We start from the raw sequence: 19338 nt of genomic DNA, 5'->3' as shown, positions 1-19338 counted from the left end.
GGACTATTCCCGTAACCACTAAAATTCCAATTATTTATGGCAAACAGAATGACCCCGCCCGCAGAGGGGCAGGAAAAAGACGTGCTGCTGGTCTTGGATAAACAGCAGGGAAAGGTGAGTGCCGTTAAGGGTATCGACAAGGACGGCAATTTGCAGACCGTGCCACCCACTACCGGACACGGCGGCGAGTTCATGCAGGTGGACAAGAACAGCGATGTGTTCAGCAACTTCATTTCCAACTTCTACCGCAAGTATCAGGACACTTCCGGGCTGGAACTGTTCAGCGTCAAGGCTTCCGAAGCGGAGCGGGACGCAAAGGCAATCGAGGACAACCACCGCAACCCTACACCGGAGGGTGACAAGCGGGCTGAAATGCTTCGAGTTCCGAAGCCCGACTTCCACGAGTTCAAGCAGGGCTACCGCTTCGACCCTGCAAAAATCGACTGGGAGAACCTGAAAAAAGTCGGCATCACCGCCGACACCCTGAAAAACACGAGGGACTTCGACCGGGTGATGCGTGGCTACAAGTCCCGCAACACCTACACCGTTTCGGGGACGGTGGGCGGCTTCTACCTCAAACCTACCGATGTCAAGCTCTCTTTCTATCAGGCAAAGGACGGCATGGTAGTACCCAAGCTGCACGGCGTGCAGCAGGACGAGAAACTGCTGCAACGCCCGTTCCATGAACACGAGTTCACCAAGCAGGAACAGGGCAACTTGCAAGGCACTGGCAACTTGGGCGGCATCGCTGAAATCAAAGACCCCAAAAGCGGCGAGCAAATCCCCGTGTTCGTCAGCCGGGACAGGTACACGCACGAACTGGAGTATATGCGGGCTGACAAGTGGAAATGCCCCGATACAATCTGTAACGTGCAAGTCAGTCCGGAACAGAAAGCCGCCTTTGAAGCCGGGCAAGCGGTGAAAATGGAAAACCTGCAATTCAGGGACGGCACGCAGCGCAGTGCCTATTTGCAGGTCAGTGCGGTGGAGCGTGGCTTGGAGTTCCTGCCCCGTGCCGCCGTCCAGTTCTTGCAGCAGTGGCAGCAGCCCGCAGAGCGGCAGGTCGCCGGGCTAAAGGACGGCAAGGGCGTTGAGTTCAACGGTCATGTACAGCCCGGCGCACAGGGCAAATCCCCCGACAAGGTGCAGCCGAAAGACGTTACCCCCACCGCCGAGAGCCGGACGCAGGTGGCGGTCAATTCGGGGGGCAAGACCAACGAAGCCACCAAGCAGGGCAAAGAGCCGTTGAAACAGGGTCAGGACAAGCCCACCGCCAAGCAGAAAGAGAAGCAGGAGAAAGCGCAGGACAAGAGCCTGAAAGCTGACAAGCCCAAGAAGTCCAGAGGAATGAAAATGTAATATCCACCATTAAAAAGTAAAGAATTATGATTGCATTGATAGCAGAAAAGCCCAGCGTGGCAAAGGACATCGCCCGCATCATCGGTGCGACCGGGCGTAATGACGGTTATCTTTCCGGCAACGGGTATATGGTGACATGGGCGTTCGGCCACTTAATCCAGCTTGCCATGCCGGAAGCCTACGGCGTGGCGAACTTCCGCAGGGAGAGCCTGCCCATACTGCCGCCCGATTTCCAGCTAATCCCCCGTCAGGTAAAAGCGGAGAAAGGCTACAAGGCAGACCCCGGCGTGCTGAAACAGTTGAAAGTGATAAAGGAAGTGTTCGACCAGTGCGACCGGATTATTGTCGCCACCGATGCCGGGCGTGAGGGTGAGTTAATCTTCCGCTATATCTTCCATTACCTGAACTGCCGGAAACCATTTGTGCGCCTGTGGATAAGCAGCCTTACCGACAAGGCAATCCGTGAGGGGCTGGATAACTTGCAGCCGGGAGAGCGTTACGATAACCTTTACCTCTCTGCCAAGTCCCGCAGCGAAGCGGACTGGCTGATAGGGATAAACGCCACCCAAGCGTTGAGCGTTGCCGCCGGGCAGGGGGTGTTCTCGCTGGGCAGGGTGCAGACACCCACGCTCGTGATGATATGCAGCCGCTATTTGGAGAACAAGAATTTCGTACCCGCCAAGTTTTGGCAACTCAAAGCGGCGACCGCCAGCGGGGGAATAAATTTTACCGCCCAATCGACCGCCAAGTGGGAACAGCAGCCCGAAGCCATAGCCGCCCTGCAACGGGTAAAGGATGCCGGGCAACTTGTGGTTAAATCCGTTGAGAGGAAAGAAGCCTGCCAAGAACCGCCGCTTTTGTACGACCTTACCACGCTGCAAAAGGAAGCGAACACGAAGCTGAACTTCTCGGCTGACAAGACGCTTTCCATAGCGCAAAGCCTGTATGAAAAGAAAGTGATGTCCTACCCAAGAACCGGAAGCCGCTATATTCCGGAGGACGTTTTCGATGAAATGCCGGAACGTGTCGCCCTGCTGGGGCAATACCCCCGCTTTGCCGGGTATGCCGCCGGGCTGGACGGCACACCCCTGAACCGCCGCAGCGTGAATGACGGCAAAGTGACCGACCACCACGCCTTAATCATTACCGAGAACCTGCCCGGCGAACTTTCCAAAGACGAGCGGGCGGTTTACGAGCTGGTAGCCGGGCGTATGCTGGAAGCCTTTTCGGGCAAGTGCGTGAAAGACGTTACCACCGCCTTGCTGTCAGGGGGAGATACCGACTTCACGGTGAAAGGGTCTGTGATGAAAGAAGCCGGGTGGCGTGCCGTGTTCGGCGAGCAGGAAACGGGCGGGGATGAAGAAGCCGCCAGCCTGCCGCCACTCCAAGAGGGAGAATATTTGCCACTCTCCGGCGTGGATCTGCTCGAAAAGCAGACCAAGCCGAAACCGCTGCACACGGAAAGCAGCCTGTTGGCGGCAATGGAGAACGCAGGCAGGGAACTGGAAGATGCCGAACTGAAAGCCAGCCTGAAAGATGCCGGGATAGGCACGCCCGCCACTCGTGCGGCGATTATCGAAACGCTGTTCGCCCGCCAGTACATCGTGCGTGAGAAGAAGAACCTTGTGCCTACCGACAAGGGGCTTGCCGTTTATGGGATTGTCAAGGACAAGAAGATCGCCGATGTCGAAATGACGGGCATGTGGGAAACCGCCCTTGCCAAGATAGAAGCGGGCAGCATGGATGCGGACACGTTCCGGAAGGGCATCGAGGTGTACGCAACGCAAATCACCGCAGAACTGCTATCGGTGCAGCTATCTGTCGCTGCTGGTGAAACCTGCCCCTGCCCGAAATGCGGCAGCGGGCGCATCCTGTTCTACCCGAAAGTGGCGAAGTGTTCCAACGTGGACTGCACGCTTACCATATTCCGCAACAAGTGCGACAAGCAGCTTTCCGACAAGCAGATTGTCGAGCTGGTGACGAAACGCAAGACCGGGCTAATCAAGGGCTTCAAGGGCAAGAACGGCAAGGCTTTCGATGCTTCGCTGGTACTGGACGAGCAGTTCAATGTCGGTTTTTCATTCCCCGAAAAGAAAGCGAAACCGAAGAAATAGCTTATCTTTGCCGCTGAAATTTCATTGTGATAGGTTTTACAGCTTATAATAATTGAAATTTTAGTGGTTGCGCCCGGAGGGAAACCGGGCGCATTTTTTTTATATGTTCCCGCCAAACAGGTAGGTCGAACAGACCACCCCGTTATCCAGCACCCTGCTTTCCGAGAGCTTCCACAGCGAGCCGGATGTTTCCCCGACAAAACCGATGCCTTTGCCCGCCATGACCGGGACGGTGTAGATTGTCAGGCTGTCCAGCAGTCCGGCTTTAATCAATGAAGTAAGCAGCTTGCCGCCACCCACCACCAGCATGTCGGTTTCCTGTTTCAGTTCATAGACCCTTTGCAGCGGTTCTTCGGTCAGGAACTCCACCCCGCAGTCCGGCGTCACGTTGGTATCGTAGTGTGACACCACAAAAGACCGTTTGCTTTTGTGCGGCCACCCGCCCCAGTGTTCAAAGATGTAGTTGTAGGTGTTAGCCCCCATAAGCAGGCAGCTTGCGGCGGCGTGTTCCCTTGCCGCCAGTTCCTTGACCTCACGGGGCATCCAGTCCAGTTCATAGTCCGGCGTGGCGGTATGCCCGTCCAGCGATACGGCGATGTGCGCTTTGATTTGTTCCATATTGTCAGGTATTAAAGTGATATAAATCCCTACTGTCTTGGCACGTTAGCCGCCACCCCCAAAAAGAAAGCGTGGCATGACGCTGTTTCAAAGTAGAGGTACTGGCATACCCAAAAGAGGAAACAGTGCAGCCACGCTATGACAAACGCATAGCATATCCTGCGCTGAATATCCCCTCTTTTTGAAAAGTGCCAGTTTTCTACTTTGGGACGTTCGGCGAACGTATATGTTATATATAAAGGCAATATTCCGGCAACCGCCGTCCAACTGCCGTTACTTTTCCGTGTAACTTCTGCAAAGTTAAGCAAATACCCTGAAAAATCACGTGCAAACAGAAAAAATCCTGCCGTGTTATCACAACAGGGCAGGACACAAGCACCTAAAAATACACAAGTTCAGCCCATACGCCTACGGGCAGCTTGCGTTCCTTTGAAGATTATATGAACCGATGACAAAACAGCTTTGGTTCGCCGTGTCTTTGGTGATGATGTCCCTTTCCCGCATGAAGCGGATATAGCTCTTTGCGGTGCGCTCCTTGATGTCCAATACCTGCTGCAACTGCTCGCAAAGGTCTATGTAGGTGATGCGTGTCTGCCGCCCGAAGATGTCACGTGCGACATTCACCAGTTCCCTTTCCTTGCGCTTCTCCTTTTCCTCACGTGGTTTCTCGCCCTTGTACACGTGCATCCCGGCTTCCTTGTCCCAAGCAAAGAGCATCAGCGGCACGTCCAGCGGGCTTCCGTCCCTTACTTTCAGGGCTTTTACCACCGACTGGGTAGGTTCTTCGTCTTTCTCAATGGACAGGATAGTAGCCGCCTTGCGCTGCAACTCGCTGCCCAAATGTCCCCGCAGTTTCAATCCGTTGGGGACGAAGTGCAGCACGCACAGAATACACGTGTTGTAGATGCCCGCCAGCCGATAAAGTTCATCTATCACCGCCACGCTTTCCGCTTCATCGTTGGCACTCTTAACAAGGTCTGCGATGCCGTCAATGACGACCAACTGGATGCCGCCGTACTGGTAGTAGAACTTGTCCATGCTTTGTACAATGGCGTTCAGGCGTTCTTTGCGTGACATACCGGTAAGACAAAACGCTTTCAGTTCATCGGGTTTGTCCGGCTGTTTGGCACGTGCCAGCAGGTTGCTTACGTTCTTGAACAGTTGCACTTCTGATTGCTCGGTATCATAGAGCAAGACCGCCTTGTGTTTGCCGTTGGCGGTTATCTGTATGCCCAGTGTATCTATGTCCTCACCAGCCGGGCAGATGCAGCCCGCCACGATTGCGGCTACATAATTGCTCTTGCCCGTTCCCTCGCCCCCGGTGATGCCGAACAGGTTGCCTTGTGTCCCCAGCGGAACGTCACCCGCCGAAATAATCTCTTGCGCTTTGGCGGGCGGGTTGTTGAAATCTATCTCGCACGATTTAAGCATAATCAATGTATCGCTATACAGGTTGTCTAAAAATTCGATAAACAGTTTCAGGAAATCTTCACGGGTGTTCCCGGCTTTGAAGTAGTCGGATATGTCCTTTTCCTCTTTCGTTCCCGGAAGCGGGAGCAGCAGGCGTTTCACGCCAAATTCTTCCAACAGTTTTTCCTGCTTGCATGAACTTTCCCTGCCCGTCTTGTCCATGTCAAAGAGCAGGACGATGTGTTTGAAGCGGAACGTCAGCCGATAGACCAGCGTGGGCGGTATAGTCACTGTTTCGCTATTGAAGCAGATAGCGTGAAAACCGTGCGCCGCCAGCGAAAGCACGTCTTTCTCGCCGCCCGTGATGAATAGCGTGTCGCCTTTGGCTGGCAGTTGTTCCAGCCCGAAACAGTAGTTCTCGCCGAAGCTGCCGCCGTAGAGGAAGCGGGGCGTGGAGAACGGGCGGTACAGCTTGATGTGCTGTTTGCCCTTGTAGCCGTACATGGGTTCTGCCACCGATGAAGTGTAGGTGTACGGTTTGCCCTCTGCCGTTTCGCTGTTGTATTCCCGGAGCGAGCAGACCTTGTAACGTTCCAGCAGTTCGGGCGTGATGCCGTACTGTTGCCAGTACACCAGTTCGGCAAGCGGGAACTTCTGTTCCCGGAACTGGTAGGGCTTGACGGGCTTTTCGGGCGTTTCTTCGGGTTTGTCCGGCACTGCCCGGCAGACGGTTGCCGGGGGAACGGAAACCGGAATGCCGGAAGCCAGCCCCAAGCCCAAATCCCGGTCGATGATTTCCAGTATCTCCACGAAGTCAGCCGCCCGGTTGCAGTCCAGCCCCTTTAACTGCCCCACGAGGAAGAAACAGTCGCCGCTGTAACTGTCGTTGCCGAAGTCCTTCATCTTGTAGATACCGCCCCGGCGGTCGAAATAGATGTTGCAGGAAGCCTTGCTGTCCTCGTACAGCGGGTTAAGGAAGTTGCGACCTATGCGCCAATTGCCGGGCAGGTAGTGTTTGAACACCGCCAGCCCGTTACTTGTTCTTTCTAAGATTTCCTCTTTCCTTAGCATACAACTGGTGGTTGGTTATCAGGTTGTCGATGTTCTCCTTGTTGCTCCTTATCAGGCGTTCTTCCAGCATCCGGCGTATCTCGCTGACCTTGTAGAAGTAACGTCCCCTGATGTTGGAATAGGCGATAGTCCCCGACACCCGCAGGCGTTGCAGGGTCTTTTCGCTTATTTTCAGGAACGTGCAGACCTCGTAGCTGTCCACCCACATGTCTTCCTCGCTTTGCCTTGCCGTTTCCATGTGGTTGAAGATGTAGTCGGCAATGGCGGTAATCTTGTTGTCCAGTTCCTTGTAGGCTTTGGACTCGAATGTTATTATTTCCATAACGGTAACTAATTGATTTGCCGCAAAGTTCGGGTGTCCTGAAAAATAAAACGCCACAGATGTACCCACCTGTGGCGAAATAAATTTTGTTAAAGCACGGTTGCCTAATCCTGCTCCCTCATGCGCATCAGCAACCTGTCTTTCAGGGTGGAGAGGAAGCCCGTTCGGTCTTTGGTCTTGGCTTTTAGTTCCATGTAGGTGTGGTAGAAGTCGCCGAGGTCGATGTCGAACACGTATTCAAAGTAGGCTACAATCTCCTTAATATCAACCGTCCCCTTGTTCAGACAGCCGCAGGCGTCCAGTGCGTAGATAAGTTCCACCAACGCCCTTTTCGTCCCCGTCCAGCGCAACACCTTTCCCATGAAGCCGTTCTTCACCCGCTTGCGTTGTTCCCGGCGTTCCAGCTCGTGCAGACGGTTGGTGAGGTATATTTCCAGCAGTTCGTTGGCTAAAATCTTGGCTACCTTGAAATCGTGACTGGTGCTGAACTGTGGGTCTGTTTCGTAATAGAAACTGTCCACGATGATTTGTATGTCAGGCTTCCCACGCATGAAATACTGCCTGTCCAAGTAGGTGGCTTTCGTTCGGTGGTACTGGTAGAACGCCAAGTTCCGCTGGAACGACTTTGAAATCCGGTCGGTTTCCGACAGCAGGTAGTCCCTTTGCACTTCCTCGCTACCGCTGGGGAAGCGCACCTCTATCTTGTAAACGGTGTTGTAATAGATGATTTTGCTCGCTAAAAGCGGTTTCAGTTCCTTGAAGAAGTGTATTTCCTCTTCCGTGCTGGCGAACGGGTAGGAGATTATAAAGTTTTTGAGTTCGCCCAGTATCTCTTGCAGGTAGTCCACGCACAGGCGGCAGAGCGTCAGCGTGTCCGCTGCGGTGTCCTCGTATTCCTGTATCTGCCATTCCACTTTTTGAAGCAGTCCGGCGAAGTATGTTTCCAACGGTATCTTATGTTCCATAACCTTGTGCTTATCTTTTATGAAGCACAAAGTTACGGGCATAAAAAATCTGTTTTATTCTTGATTTTTCACATTACGTTCTTGTAACTGTGCATTTTCTTGTTTCCTGCGCTTTTCTGCGTATCTCACCCGGTGTGTCCAGCAAGTAAGCCTTGCAGAAGTCGTTCAGGTTCGATGTCGATGCGAACCCGGTGGTGAACGCCACTTCGGTAAGTGTGAGGTTGGTGTTCTTCAGGTAGTGTTCCACGTCCTTTGCACGCTCCTTTATCACCCATTCCTTAGCCGTGTACCCGGTCATTTTCTTTACCTTCCGTCGGAACGAGCCGTATTCCATGCCGCATTTGTCCGCCAGTTGCTCGGCATCATAGACCATGTAGCCTTTCAGACGCACCATTTCGGTGAATGTCTGCCTGCCCAGCTCCGGCAGCATCCGTTCGGCGTGGCGCAGTTCCTTTTCCGTCACCAGCAGGCGGTTGTCCCTTACCGGGTTTCTCCGTAGCAGGTAGAAAGCGTGGCATACCGTGTTGTACACGTTGCAGAGGTACTGCCGTCCCGGTCGCATCCAGTGGAGCGCATCGCAGTAGGCGGTCAGTTCGGGTATCTCGTCCCGCTTGCGGTGCTGTTCCGCCAGTTCGTCCAGTATGGCGTAATGGGTGGTGGACATACCCAGCAGGATAATGATTGCCTTGTAGTCCTTGTATGTCGCCAGTGTCGGCGTTTCCGGCAGGCTCTTGAGCGTGTCGCACACGCGGGCGCACAGCCGCCCGTCCTTGCTGAACGGTTCAAGTTCCAAGTAGTTGTCCATTTTCCGGCTGTTGTGCAGCAGCCATGTTACCTTTTCGTCCAGTTCCTTGCAGGACGCTTCCAGTTCCGCTTCGGGAGCGGGCAGCAATAATGATGTAATCCGTTGTTCCATATTTGAATAAATTGATTTGTTTTCTGTACGTTACCCGGTAGCCCATAGCCAAAACTTTTGGATTAGCCGCCAAACCACGTGATAAAGGAACATGGCGGCAAGCATAAGAAAACCTGCCCGCAGGAAATATTCTTCAATGCGCTGCCAAACGCTCGTTTTTTGTTCGGGCATCAGTATGTCCGCCACTTCCTCAAAGGTCTTGCAGGCGAAAATCGCTTGCCGGAACTCGTCTGCGCTGTTCCTGCATTCTTCCTTGAACCACCGTGTCTTGGGGTATCGTTCCGCTACCAGTTCTTGCAGTTTTCGTAGTGGGAACGGTTCGGGGTTGTCCCCGTACTCGTATTCAATGGAAATCACACGTCCCTGCATCCTGATGCAATATCCGAATATCCCTTGCCACTTCACTTTGTGCGCCCCCTTTTCAACATATTTCGTCCCGGTTGCATCCACTACAATGTAGTTCTTCCGCTTCTTCAACAACTCGGTATTGGTCGTTGTGTACAGTTCTTCCTTGCGAAACACGTATATCATGTTGCCTTTGGGGGCAAAGCTGAATATCGGGTATTTAAGTCGGGCTTTCATTGGAAATAGTCTATTGTTTTATAAAAGCAAAATAAAGCAGGGTAACACCTACCACAACCCCGAAAAAGATACAACCTGTAATAATGAAAGCCCAATCGGGGTAATGGAAATCAAGTTCTTCATAAGGAATGGCAGTTTTCTTTATACATCTGTTCCATACCCATATCAGAACTTTTCCAAATCTATTTACTATGATAAGGTTACTCATATTGATTAATGGTTAGAAAGGAGCATCGTTAGATGCTATCTTTCGTTGTTACTAACTTTATTATTTATAAGACTAATCGAATTTTTCTGCCGATTTATCAAGCTATAAACAGTTTACGAAAAATTAAAATTCCTATGATTGCGATATAAATCGGAATGCAGAATATCATCCAATTAGAAATTAGCTTGTTTCTTGTGCAACCTTGATACTTCTTTTTTAATTCCAGAATTTTCTTTTTCCTGTATCGAATACAGCAATATATGATTAACAGACATAAAGGAACGAGTAAGAAGCATAAGCTATAAAGTCCCTCTAAGAACCACGCATATTTATGTTGCATGTCATACCATTCCTTAATAGCGAAAAAGGCTATAATGAGTGATATGCCCAAGCTATAACATAAGTGGATGACAGCACTAAGGTATGGTGGGTCGCCATGCTTTTCATACATTCGATATAGTCTATAAAATATATAATCCATATTTGTTAGTAATGGCTAAGCGGGGAACGCCGTTAGGCGTTATCACGCTTCGTTAATGGTATATTGATATTATTCACTTTGAAAAGCCTTAAAGCAGGATTTGAAGAAAGTCTTTTCTTGGCATCTTCCAAATCTAACTTATAATATTTAAGCTCAATATTTTTTAGCTTTCTCAAAGTTTCTAATCCGGACAAAGTAGTCAAGTTTACTGTTTTCTTACTCTCTGTTGTTGATGCAGACAAGTATAGCTTTTCCAAGTTCATAAAGCCGTCAATACCTTTTAAGCTGTGTAATCTTGAAGTATATACCATTGATAGATTTTTAATTTGTTTCTTCAAATCATTGGGTATAAAATCCATATTGGCTATCTTGTTTGCACTCAATATACAAAGTGTATGTAGTTTGGGAGTGTAACCAATACCGTCAAATGAAAAATCTTCTTTTCTGATATATGCAACCATTAGATGCGTCAGATTAGGAAACAGTTGCAATAAAGATAAATCATTCAACTTCGTGTTCCACAAATATAAATGTGTAATCGTGGAAAGATTTTCTTTATAATCCAACAAATTGCTAAGTTCTTTTTTACCTATCTTGTAGTTATTGATAGATAAAAAACGCAATTTAGTGCATAGGCTGATATTATCCATACTACGTGTGCCTGAAACGATAAATAAGTCTATACAATCTGCAATCGGTGTTGCATTCTCCACTATATCAGAATAGATATACCGTTGTTCGTTATTCGTACAACAGTAAACTTGAAAGTCGTCTATATTTTTAATATCGTCTATATTCATACTTTGTCAGAATTACCATTAATGGTTCAGCAGGGAACGGCTTGTCCGTTATCCTGCGTTGTTAGCGAAATTATTTTATATACTCATAGAAACTAAGTCAGATACAGCTTTCTTCTTCCAACTATTTTTCTTAGCCAGAGAGGTGTATATTCTTTGCTTCGAGGATATTCCCTAAACATCTCCAACAACCAATCAGGTTTCTGAAAAAAAGAAGGAATTTGCTCAAGGTTATCATAATTGAACTTGAGAGTATATTGAGCCTTACTTTTTAAGAACATTTCAACTTGAAACCATGCACCTTGTTTTGAGTTTTTATTATACATTAGTTCACGTATATTTCTAAACGCATTACAGATTTTATCTGTATTTCTTGTATTTAATGTTATTATATCTCCTTTAGAAGAAGTGATGCTAAACATATCAACTACACATGAAACAAATAATATATTATATTCAAGTCCTTCCTTTAACTTTTGGGATTTACAATCCATTATATAAAATAATATATCCTTAAATTGAGCTTCAATAGTATCGTCAAATTGATTGCGTGCGGGTATATCAATTGAAGAACTTGCGCTTCTGTATTCAGACAATAGTAAATGCTCAATATTAGGATTTTGAGTAACTTCCCCTACCATTTTTGCATACCACAGCCAATATTCCTTGCGTTTCTCCACATTTCCAATTTCCACGAAAGGGTTGCTGCCCGAATAGGCTATCGAGCATATAAAATCCACATTCCAACTTTCAAAGTCGAAAGTATTATCATCTTCACCGTTATAATCCTCTATTTCCAATATGGAAGCAGCATCATTTTGGATAGCATACCCTAAAGCGATGATAGCCCACCCTGCCATATCTTCGCAACTCTCAATGGATTGTTCCGCATAATTACGTAACCGTTCCACCGAAACCGATATGCTTTCGATTGTGCCCTTATTCTTGTACAGATAACTGTCTATTTCAAACAAGGCACTGTATAATAGGTTTTCCGCACCAAATTCCTCTGAAAAGCAAGAACAAGCTTTCTTGCAACACTCGCACAATATTTTTTGTACTATCCGTGCATTGCCTATTCGTTTCATCAAATCAACCCGGTAGGGCAAAGGCAAATGCCCCATACTGTTTTGATTGATTATTTCTTTCAGTTTTTCTACTTGCTGTATCATGCTGGTTTCTATTTTCGCTAATGGTTTGGTGAGGGACAGCGTTAAGCTGTTTCCTCGACCTTGTTAACATTCTATTTTTATTCTCATCAAATTATGGTATTTCCAAATTCATACTTTCCATATAGGCGGTATCAAGTTCCGCACCTTTCCAGTTTATGTCGGGAGGAAATTGTTTCCATCCGTCTTTGGGTGGGGATAATACCCATTTAGGAACAACTGTTTTTACAACAATTCCTGCTCCATGCATTTTTGTTGAATATTTAATAAGTAGTCTATCTTCCTCAAAATTATAATTGCTAAGAGTTGCTCTTGTGTAAGTATTATAGCTATTTCCATTTACTTCATAAGAAAAATCATATTGTATTTTTGGATTTTTTCCTACCAGAAAACAGGTATCTTTATACTTGCCAATAGTATAACGTACATTTTGGGAATTATAAAAGTAATATTTATCAGAAAAATAGACGTAAATAATATTTCCAGCCAGTAAAATACCTACTATTATCCAACAATTATCCTTTATCCAATTTATGAATTTACATACCATAATATAATTTGATGTTGTTCTGTACTATATTGATGTTAATTTTTCGATAAACGCACCTTATGGTGCAGTTCCTATTCACTATTAAATCACTGCCTAATCATCATCTAAACAATCCAGCGGATTGGGTATTTTGGCTTTATGGGCGTTCGACACGTGCAGGTAAATTGCTGTTGTTTTTATGTCGGTATGTCCCATAAGTTCCTGTATGGTTCTTAGGTCAGTCCCTTGTTCAAGTAGGTGGGTGGCAAATGTATGCCGGAGCATGTGCAGGTGTACCCGGTGCTTTATTCCGGCTTTTCTTGCCGCTTCTTTCAACACCTTAACCAGTGCGCTGGGTGAGTATTGTTCGCCCGACTGTTCGCCCTCAAAAAGCCATTTCTGCGGTCTGTATTCCCGGTAGTAAGCCCTTAATTCGTTGAGCAACTTTTCCGACAGCAAGGAATATCTGCATTTCTTCCCTTTCCCGGCAATCCTGATTAGCATACGTTCGCTGATGATGTCTTTCGGGGTAAGGTTCAAAAGTTCGCTTCGGCGTAGTCCGGCAGAGTATATAAGAGAAATCATACACCGATGTTTTCGATTGGGCAACTGTGCGAAGATGCTTTTCATTTCTTCCCGGCTTAATACTTCGGGCAACGCCTTGTACTCTTTCGCACGGGCTATCCCGCCATAATATTGCCGCCTGCCTTTCCGCACTTTCTCGTAATAGAACTTGATAGCATTGATACGCATATTCTGCTGGGTGGCGGATATATGTTTTTCCTTTACCATATGGAGCATATAGCTGTTGATGTCCTCGACCGTCAGCAGGTCAAGGTCATGCCCCTTGTGGTATTCCATGAAGTCGCTGAAATAGATTTTATAGGCTTTTATGGTGGAAAGGCTGTACCGCTTCTGTTCCAGCAGTTCCAAGTAGCCTTTCGGCAGTGTGTATTCCCTTTTGGGTTTGGGATGCCGCACGTAAACCCGGCTGTAATCAATATAGGCGTGGGGTGAATAGCGGTCGTAGAAATCCGGCAGGCTGAAAGCGGCTGACGCTATGTATGCAGAGCCGTTACCAGCCATTTCCATGCCCGTGTCTTGGGCGAGCAGCAGGGCGACAGCCTGACTGTTCGCATATTCTATCCGTATGTAGTCCGTACCGTCCCTTGTTTCTTTGTGTAGCACGATGCTTCCTCTTTGTTTCTGAACCTTATTCATGTCGCTGAATTTTGCTTCGCTCCAAAGATAAGATAAAAATACCATTATTTGAACATCTGTTCAAAAATAATCGAGGTTAAAAAAAACAAAAGAGTATCAGGCTTTAAGCAGCGAATAGATATGACGAAAATTTTCTGCCAGTTCGTCCACGTTCAAACCGTTTAGAAATGCTTGTTCGTATGACAGTCCTAAAAACATTTGCCGGAACATGATAGCCGTTTTCTTCACGTCCGTGTTGCTCCTGATTTCCCCGCTTTCTTTTGCCTTCTGTATGACTTTCTCCCATAGGTCATAGTCTTGTCGGTAGATTTTCTCAATTTTCTGCCTGATGTCCGGATAGTACATGCGCACTTGTGACAGAAAGTGAAAGTAGTAGAAGTTAGGACTACAATCATGCGGGCTGCTATTATCGCCAATTAGTTCAACAATCCTTTTCATGGAAGCGGCTACCCCCGCCACGTATTGCCCGATGAACTCCGCCAACGTATCGGCAGGAGCGGCAAACTTGTTTTCCGGTTCGTGCATTTGCAACACGTATTTGTCCGCCACAGCCATGAATAAATCCAGCTTGTGCGGAAAATAATAAACGATACCCGTTTTTGTCACCCCGCAGGCTTTGGCAAGCATGATAATGCTTGCTTTCTCGTAGTTCATCCTGACAAATACGCCGAACGCTTTATCTATTACTTCTTCACGGTTAGTTATTATCATACACGTTTGTTTTTAATCGGTTACGAAGATACGGATTTTGTTTTAAGCATTTGTACCCCAGTGCTTTTTTTTAGTGCAAGGTGCAAGTATATATTTATATATATAGCTTGCACCTTGCACTAACCCAAAAATATTTATTATCAGATATTTGCGAGTTTCAAAAGAAAGCCGTATCTTTGAACCCGAAAGTTAGGCAGACAAACAGCGGTCAAAGTTGGACAAGCCCAACATCTGAAAATCGTTACTGTTTCGTTACCTATTTGAAATTTTGAAAGCAAAGTAGCTGAAATATAAGCGGTTAGATTTGTAGGTTCAAAACCCTGTCTCTCCGCTAGAAAGCAGCTTTTTGCTGCTTTCTGTTTTTATGGAGAGTTTTTTCTCTAGTTGGTAATTGTAAGGAGAGGTGCTCGAGTGGTTGAAGAGGCACGCCTGGAAAGCGTGTATACCCCTAAAGGGTATCACGAGTTCGAATCTCGTTCTCTCCGCATCATTTTTTTACATTTTAATATTAATGAACGGCTGTTTTGACTTATCAAGGCAGCCGTTTGTTTTATATTGTTTTCGGGAATTCGGTTATTCCAATTCTTCAATAATCTTCTTTACATCTACCGGTTGTAATCGACCATATACCTTCTCGCCGATCATCACTACCGGAGCCAGTCCGCAGGCGCCTACACAACGCAGACAGTCTAATGAGAACTTTCCGTCCGGGGTAGTGTCACCGACTTCGATACCTAATACACGTTTGAACTCTTCCAGCAGTTTTTCTGAACCACGTACATAACAAGCTGTACCCATGCAAACAGAGATGGGATGTTTTCCTTTGGGAATCATGGTAAAGAAAGTATAGAAAGTAACGACACCATACACTTTCGATACGGGAATTCCAAGTTTGGAAGCGATAATCCGTTGCGTTTCCTCGGGTAGATACCCTTGCAAATGCTGTGCCTCATGCAAAATATTGATAAGTTCGCCCGGTTTGTTTCCATGCTTGTCGCAGATCGTTTTGATTTGCTCTGCCATGTCACAGGCTAGTTTGATATCTGACATAATACTCTTCATTTAAAAGTTAATCAATCGCTTTGTTGAAATAATGCGTATGCAGGAGAGTTTCCGATTTCTCACCTAGCGGTTTGCCGAGATAATCCTCGTATAATGTCTTGATATACGGATTCTCGTGCGATTTGCGCAAAGGTTTGTTGGCGTCTTCACGGTAAAGTGCGTTGGCGCGTGCATAGAGTATTTCCGAGTTGCCGTGATGCAAAGGCTGCCCGCCGCCACCGATACAGCCTCCGGGGCAAGCCATAATTTCGATTACATGATATTCGTTGTGCCCGTTCCGTATATCTTCCAGTAGATGACGAGCGTTGCCTAGTCCGTGTGCGATGCCTACTTTTAATTCAAATCCGTTTAGGTTAATGGTAGCACGACGGACGCCATTTAGTCCGCGTACCTGTTCGAAATTTACATTTTTCAAAGGTTCTCCGGTATAGATTTCATAGACAGAACGGAGGGCGGCTTCCATTACACCACCTGTTGTTCCGAAAATGACACCGGCACCTGTCGATTCACCCATCGGGTTGTCGAATGGGCTGTCCAGTACGAGAGGGAACCCGATATTGGCACGTTTAATTAGTCGTGCCAGTTCACGGGTGGAAATAGAATAATCTACGTCGGGAATACCGTTCACTTTAAATTCATCGCGGGCACATTCATACTTTTTTGCCAGACAGGGCATGATGGATACGACTACCAGCTTTTCTCTGGGAATTCCCATCTTTTCCGCCCAATAGGATTTGGCGATAGAACCGAACATTTGTTGCGGTGAACGGGCGGTGGATGGAATGTCCAGCATATCCGGGAAGTGATGTTCGAAGAAGTTCACCCATGCCGGACAGCAGGAGGTCAGGATAGGTAACCGTACGGATTTATCTCCGTTGAGATAACGTGTCAGGCGGTTCAGAATTTCAGAACCCTCTTCCATAATGGTAAGGTCGGCTGCAAAATCAGTATCGAATACATAGTCGAATCCCAGTTCGCGAAGTGCATACACCATTTTCCCGGTTACCAGAGTGCCGGGAGGAAAACCGAATTCTTCGCCCAAGGCAGCACGTACGGCAGGGGCTGTTTGCACAATCACCACTTTATCCGGGTTAGCTAAGTCGTCGAGCAGGCGGTTCGTATAATCGCGTTCGGTCAGTGCACCTACCGGACAGACAGCTACGCATTGTCCGCAATAGGTACATTCGCTTTCCGTCATCATCCGGTCAAAGGCAGGGGCTATCGTCGTGTTGAATCCGCGACGGATGGCACCGAGCGCACCGACTGTCTGAACATCGTTACAGACACTTTCGCAGCGGCGACAGAAAATGCATTTATCCATATTACGGACGATAGAAGCGGTAATTTCCCGTTTGCGGGGGGACAGCTCACCGCCATTGAAAGGCATTTCGCGAATGTTGAAACGCAGTGCTAACGTTTGGAGCTCGCAGTTGCCGCATTTAGGGCAAGTGAGGCAGTCATTGGGGTGATCCGAAAGGATCAGTTCAGCCACCACTTTGCGAGCGTTCATTACGCGCAGGGTACTGGTTTTTACTACCATGCCCTCCGTGCAACGGGTAGCGCAGGCAGGAGCCAGGTTGCGCCGTCCCATCACTTCAACCACACAAATACGGCAGGAAGCCGGATTATTTTTTATACAGGTTCCTTTTAGGTCGATATGACACAGCGTAGGTATATTGATACCGATTTTGATAGCGGCTTCAAGAATAGTGCTTCCCTCGGGCACAGTGATGGAATGACCGTCTATCTGGAGAGTAATTTGTTTTTCTTCCATAGTAAATAAGATTTTAGCAGACAAGAATGGCATTGAATTTGCAGCGTGCCATGCACATGCCGCATTTGATACATTTATCGGGAGCAATGACATGTGGTTTGCGCACCAGTCCGCTGATAGCATCCGCCGGACAGTTTTTGGCGCATAGATGACAACCAATGCAGCGTTCCGGACTGATGGTATACGTTAATAGTGATTTACATTGCTTAGAGCGACAAGTCTTATCCCGCACGTGTTCCATATATTCATCGTAGAAGTTATCCAATGTGGATAAAACGGGATTTGGAGAGGTTTGTCCCAATCCGCAGAGGGCAGTATCTTTGATGACTTGTCCCAAAGTGGCAAGTGTGTCCAGGTCTTTTTCTGTGCCTTTTCCTTCCGTAATCTTGTTCAGTAGTTCCAGCAGACGTTTGTTTCCAATGCGGCAAGGTGTGCATTTCCCGCAGGACTCTTCCACTGTAAAATCCAGATAAAAGCGGGCTACGGATACCATGCAGTCGTCCTCATCCATGACAATCATCCCTCCTGAACCCATCATGGAACCGGCCGAGAGAAGGTTGTCAAAGTCAATGGGAGTGTCCAGATGTTTTTCTGTCAGACAGCCGCCTGACGGTCCTCCTGTTTGTACAGCTTTGAACTTCTTTCCGCCTTTGATGCCTCCTCCGATTTCGTAGATTACTTCCCGAAGAGTAGTTCCCATCGGCACTTCGATCAGTCCGACATTATTAATCTTTCCGGCAAGAGCAAACACTTTGGTTCCTTTGGAACGTTCTGTGCCAATCGTTGCAAACCAGTCGGCTCCTTTGGTTAGAATAATGGGAATATTGGCAAGCGTTTCCACATTATTTACATTGGTTGGTTTTCCCAGATAACCGGATTCGGCAGGGAAGGGAGGTTTCAGAGTCGGCTCTCCCCGTTTTCCTTCCATCGAATGAATAAGGGCAGTTTCTTCTCCGCAGACAAAAGCTCCGGCTCCGTATCGTATTTCTATGTCGAAACTGAAATCTGTTCCTAAGATATGATCTCCTAGTAATCCGTATTCGCGTGCCTGATTGATAGCTGTTTTCAGTCGGTTGATAGCTAACGGATATTCGGCACGGATATATACTAATCCTTTGGTGGAACCAATGGAATAACCGCAGACACACATCGCTTCTACAATCGAATGTGGGTCGCCCTCCATAATGGAACGGTCCATGAATGCACCGGGATCTCCTTCGTCGGCGTTACAAACCACGTATTTGACATCTGACTGTTGCTTGTTGGCAAATTCCCATTTCAGTCCCGTCGGGAAACCGCCACCACCACGTCCGCGAAGTCCCGAACGTTTGATAATATCAATAACGTCCGTCGGCTGTTTGTTAAGCAGGCAATCGGCCAATGCAAAGTATCCTTCACGGGCGATATACTCTTCAATATTTTCGGGATCGATAAAACCACAGTTACGCAATGCGATGCGAAGTTGTTTCCGGTAGAAATCCATGTGCTTGGAGTCGCTGACGGTATGTTCCGTTTTAGGATCTACATACAGCAACCGTTCGATTCTTCGTCCTCCGATGATATGCTCGTTGATGATTTCTTCCGCATCTTCGGGAGTGACTTGGGTGTAAAAGGTATTATCGGGGATGATTTTCACGATAGGACCTTTTTCACAGAAGCCGAAACAGCCTACGGTGATGACTTCTACTTTATCGGTGATTTCGTTCTTTTTGATGGCTTTTAGAAGATTGTCTGTAATACCCTGGCTGGAAGATGCCTTACAGCCTGTACCACCGCAGATCAGAATCTGAAGATGTTGCGCACCGGATGCCAGTCCGTAACACTTTTCAGTCACCTTTTCATTGCTTTCTTCGCGCAATGAAAGATTGTGCTTTGCTCTCTTCCTGATTGTTGCCAAATCATGGATAGATAAAATTTTCATAAGTATCAGAATTGTTAGTCGGTTTTTTGCAAATATAATTCTTTGTTTGAAATAACAGCGTAGTCTCGTACAAATAAAATTGTTCTTTGACGGAGGATTTAGGTAAAT

17 protein-coding genes and 1 tRNA gene are annotated in these 19338 nt (G+C 47.4%); 3 read left to right on the top strand and 15 right to left on the bottom strand.

Annotation, left to right across the window (positions count from 1 at the left end; all coding sequences use genetic code 11):
• Positions 1–36: 36 nt before the first annotated feature.
• Together HMPREF9010_RS14725 and topB are read left to right on the top strand one after the other, a co-directional pair.
• Positions 37–1359 (top strand): DUF3945 domain-containing protein, encoded by a 1323-nt coding sequence (locus HMPREF9010_RS14725; protein ID WP_008648469.1) that lies wholly within the window; start codon positions 37–39, stop codon positions 1357–1359.
• Positions 1360–1385: 26 nt separating this feature from the next.
• Positions 1386–3473, top strand: a complete 2088-nt coding sequence (topB, locus tag HMPREF9010_RS14730; RefSeq protein WP_007754171.1) for a type IA DNA topoisomerase — start codon at positions 1386–1388, stop codon at positions 3471–3473.
• 99 nt (positions 3474–3572) lie between these two features.
• Here topB and HMPREF9010_RS14735 read toward each other — a convergent pair whose 3' ends face one another.
• The 12 genes from HMPREF9010_RS14735 to HMPREF9010_RS14795 form a co-directional block, all read right to left on the bottom strand.
• Positions 3573–4091 (bottom strand): dihydrofolate reductase family protein, encoded by a 519-nt coding sequence (locus tag HMPREF9010_RS14735; RefSeq protein ID WP_004326099.1) that lies wholly within the window; start codon positions 4089–4091, stop codon positions 3573–3575.
• Positions 4092–4499: 408 nt separating this feature from the next.
• Complete coding sequence (locus HMPREF9010_RS14740; RefSeq protein WP_007754174.1) at positions 4500–6572, bottom strand: bifunctional DNA primase/helicase; 2073 nt, start codon at positions 6570–6572, stop codon at positions 4500–4502.
• Positions 6535–6963, bottom strand: a complete 429-nt coding sequence (locus tag HMPREF9010_RS14745) for a helix-turn-helix domain-containing protein (protein ID WP_008648468.1) — start codon at positions 6961–6963, stop codon at positions 6535–6537. The genes HMPREF9010_RS14740 and HMPREF9010_RS14745 overlap by 38 nt, the downstream gene beginning before the upstream one ends.
• A gap of 35 nt (positions 6964–6998) precedes the next feature.
• On the bottom strand, positions 6999–7901 hold the full coding sequence (locus HMPREF9010_RS14750) for an RteC domain-containing protein (RefSeq protein ID WP_004326095.1): 903 nt from the start codon (positions 7899–7901) through the stop codon (positions 6999–7001).
• Between the two features lie 31 nt (positions 7902–7932).
• Positions 7933–8775 (bottom strand): helix-turn-helix domain-containing protein, encoded by an 843-nt coding sequence (locus HMPREF9010_RS14755; protein WP_007754178.1) that lies wholly within the window; start codon positions 8773–8775, stop codon positions 7933–7935.
• A 30-nt stretch (positions 8776–8805) separates the two neighbouring features.
• Entirely contained in the window at positions 8806–9357 is a 552-nt protein-coding gene (locus tag HMPREF9010_RS14760) for a hypothetical protein (protein ID WP_007754180.1), read from the bottom strand.
• 10 nt (positions 9358–9367) lie between these two features.
• Entirely contained in the window at positions 9368–9565 is a 198-nt protein-coding gene (locus tag HMPREF9010_RS14765; protein WP_007754182.1) for a hypothetical protein, read from the bottom strand.
• A 513-nt stretch (positions 9566–10078) separates the two neighbouring features.
• Positions 10079–10846, bottom strand: a complete 768-nt coding sequence (locus HMPREF9010_RS14775; RefSeq protein WP_007754204.1) for a hypothetical protein — start codon at positions 10844–10846, stop codon at positions 10079–10081.
• 92 nt (positions 10847–10938) lie between these two features.
• Positions 10939–12015 (bottom strand): Imm5 family immunity protein, encoded by a 1077-nt coding sequence (locus HMPREF9010_RS14780; protein ID WP_007754197.1) that lies wholly within the window; start codon positions 12013–12015, stop codon positions 10939–10941.
• Between the two features lie 91 nt (positions 12016–12106).
• Positions 12107–12562 (bottom strand): hypothetical protein, encoded by a 456-nt coding sequence (locus HMPREF9010_RS14785; RefSeq protein ID WP_007754198.1) that lies wholly within the window; start codon positions 12560–12562, stop codon positions 12107–12109.
• Positions 12563–12655: 93 nt separating this feature from the next.
• Positions 12656–13762, bottom strand: coding sequence for a tyrosine-type recombinase/integrase (locus HMPREF9010_RS14790; RefSeq protein WP_032532373.1), 1107 nt, complete (start codon positions 13760–13762; stop codon positions 12656–12658).
• A gap of 96 nt (positions 13763–13858) precedes the next feature.
• Positions 13859–14473 carry a TetR/AcrR family transcriptional regulator gene (locus HMPREF9010_RS14795; protein ID WP_007754216.1) on the bottom strand — a complete coding sequence of 205 codons (615 nt, stop codon included), beginning with the start codon at positions 14471–14473 and terminating at the stop codon, positions 13859–13861.
• A 397-nt stretch (positions 14474–14870) separates the two neighbouring features.
• Here HMPREF9010_RS14795 and HMPREF9010_RS14800 point away from each other — a divergent pair.
• Positions 14871–14958: transfer RNA gene (locus HMPREF9010_RS14800), tRNA-Ser, on the top strand.
• 88 nt (positions 14959–15046) lie between these two features.
• On the opposite strand, the gene nuoE is transcribed toward HMPREF9010_RS14800, so the two are convergent.
• Genes nuoE through nuoF form a run of 3 tightly spaced genes read right to left on the bottom strand, consistent with a single transcriptional unit; the run spans position 15047 to position 19230 of the window.
• On the bottom strand, positions 15047–15523 hold the full coding sequence (gene nuoE / locus HMPREF9010_RS14805) for an NADH-quinone oxidoreductase subunit NuoE (protein WP_032852535.1): 477 nt from the start codon (positions 15521–15523) through the stop codon (positions 15047–15049).
• A 19-nt stretch (positions 15524–15542) separates the two neighbouring features.
• Complete coding sequence (locus tag HMPREF9010_RS14810) at positions 15543–17309, bottom strand: NADH-dependent [FeFe] hydrogenase, group A6 (protein WP_008648462.1); 1767 nt, start codon at positions 17307–17309, stop codon at positions 15543–15545.
• Positions 17310–17322: 13 nt separating this feature from the next.
• Positions 17323–19230 carry an NADH-quinone oxidoreductase subunit NuoF gene (nuoF, locus tag HMPREF9010_RS14815; RefSeq protein ID WP_008648461.1) on the bottom strand — a complete coding sequence of 636 codons (1908 nt, stop codon included), beginning with the start codon at positions 19228–19230 and terminating at the stop codon, positions 17323–17325.
• Positions 19231–19338 lie beyond the last annotated feature (108 nt).

It is taken from the genome of Bacteroides sp. 3_1_23 (genome assembly GCF_000162555.1).
GTDB lineage: Bacteria > Bacteroidota > Bacteroidia > Bacteroidales > Bacteroidaceae > Bacteroides > Bacteroides ovatus.
Note: the sequence above shows the minus strand (reverse complement) of the source record. Positions and strands in the feature narration are given on the sequence as shown.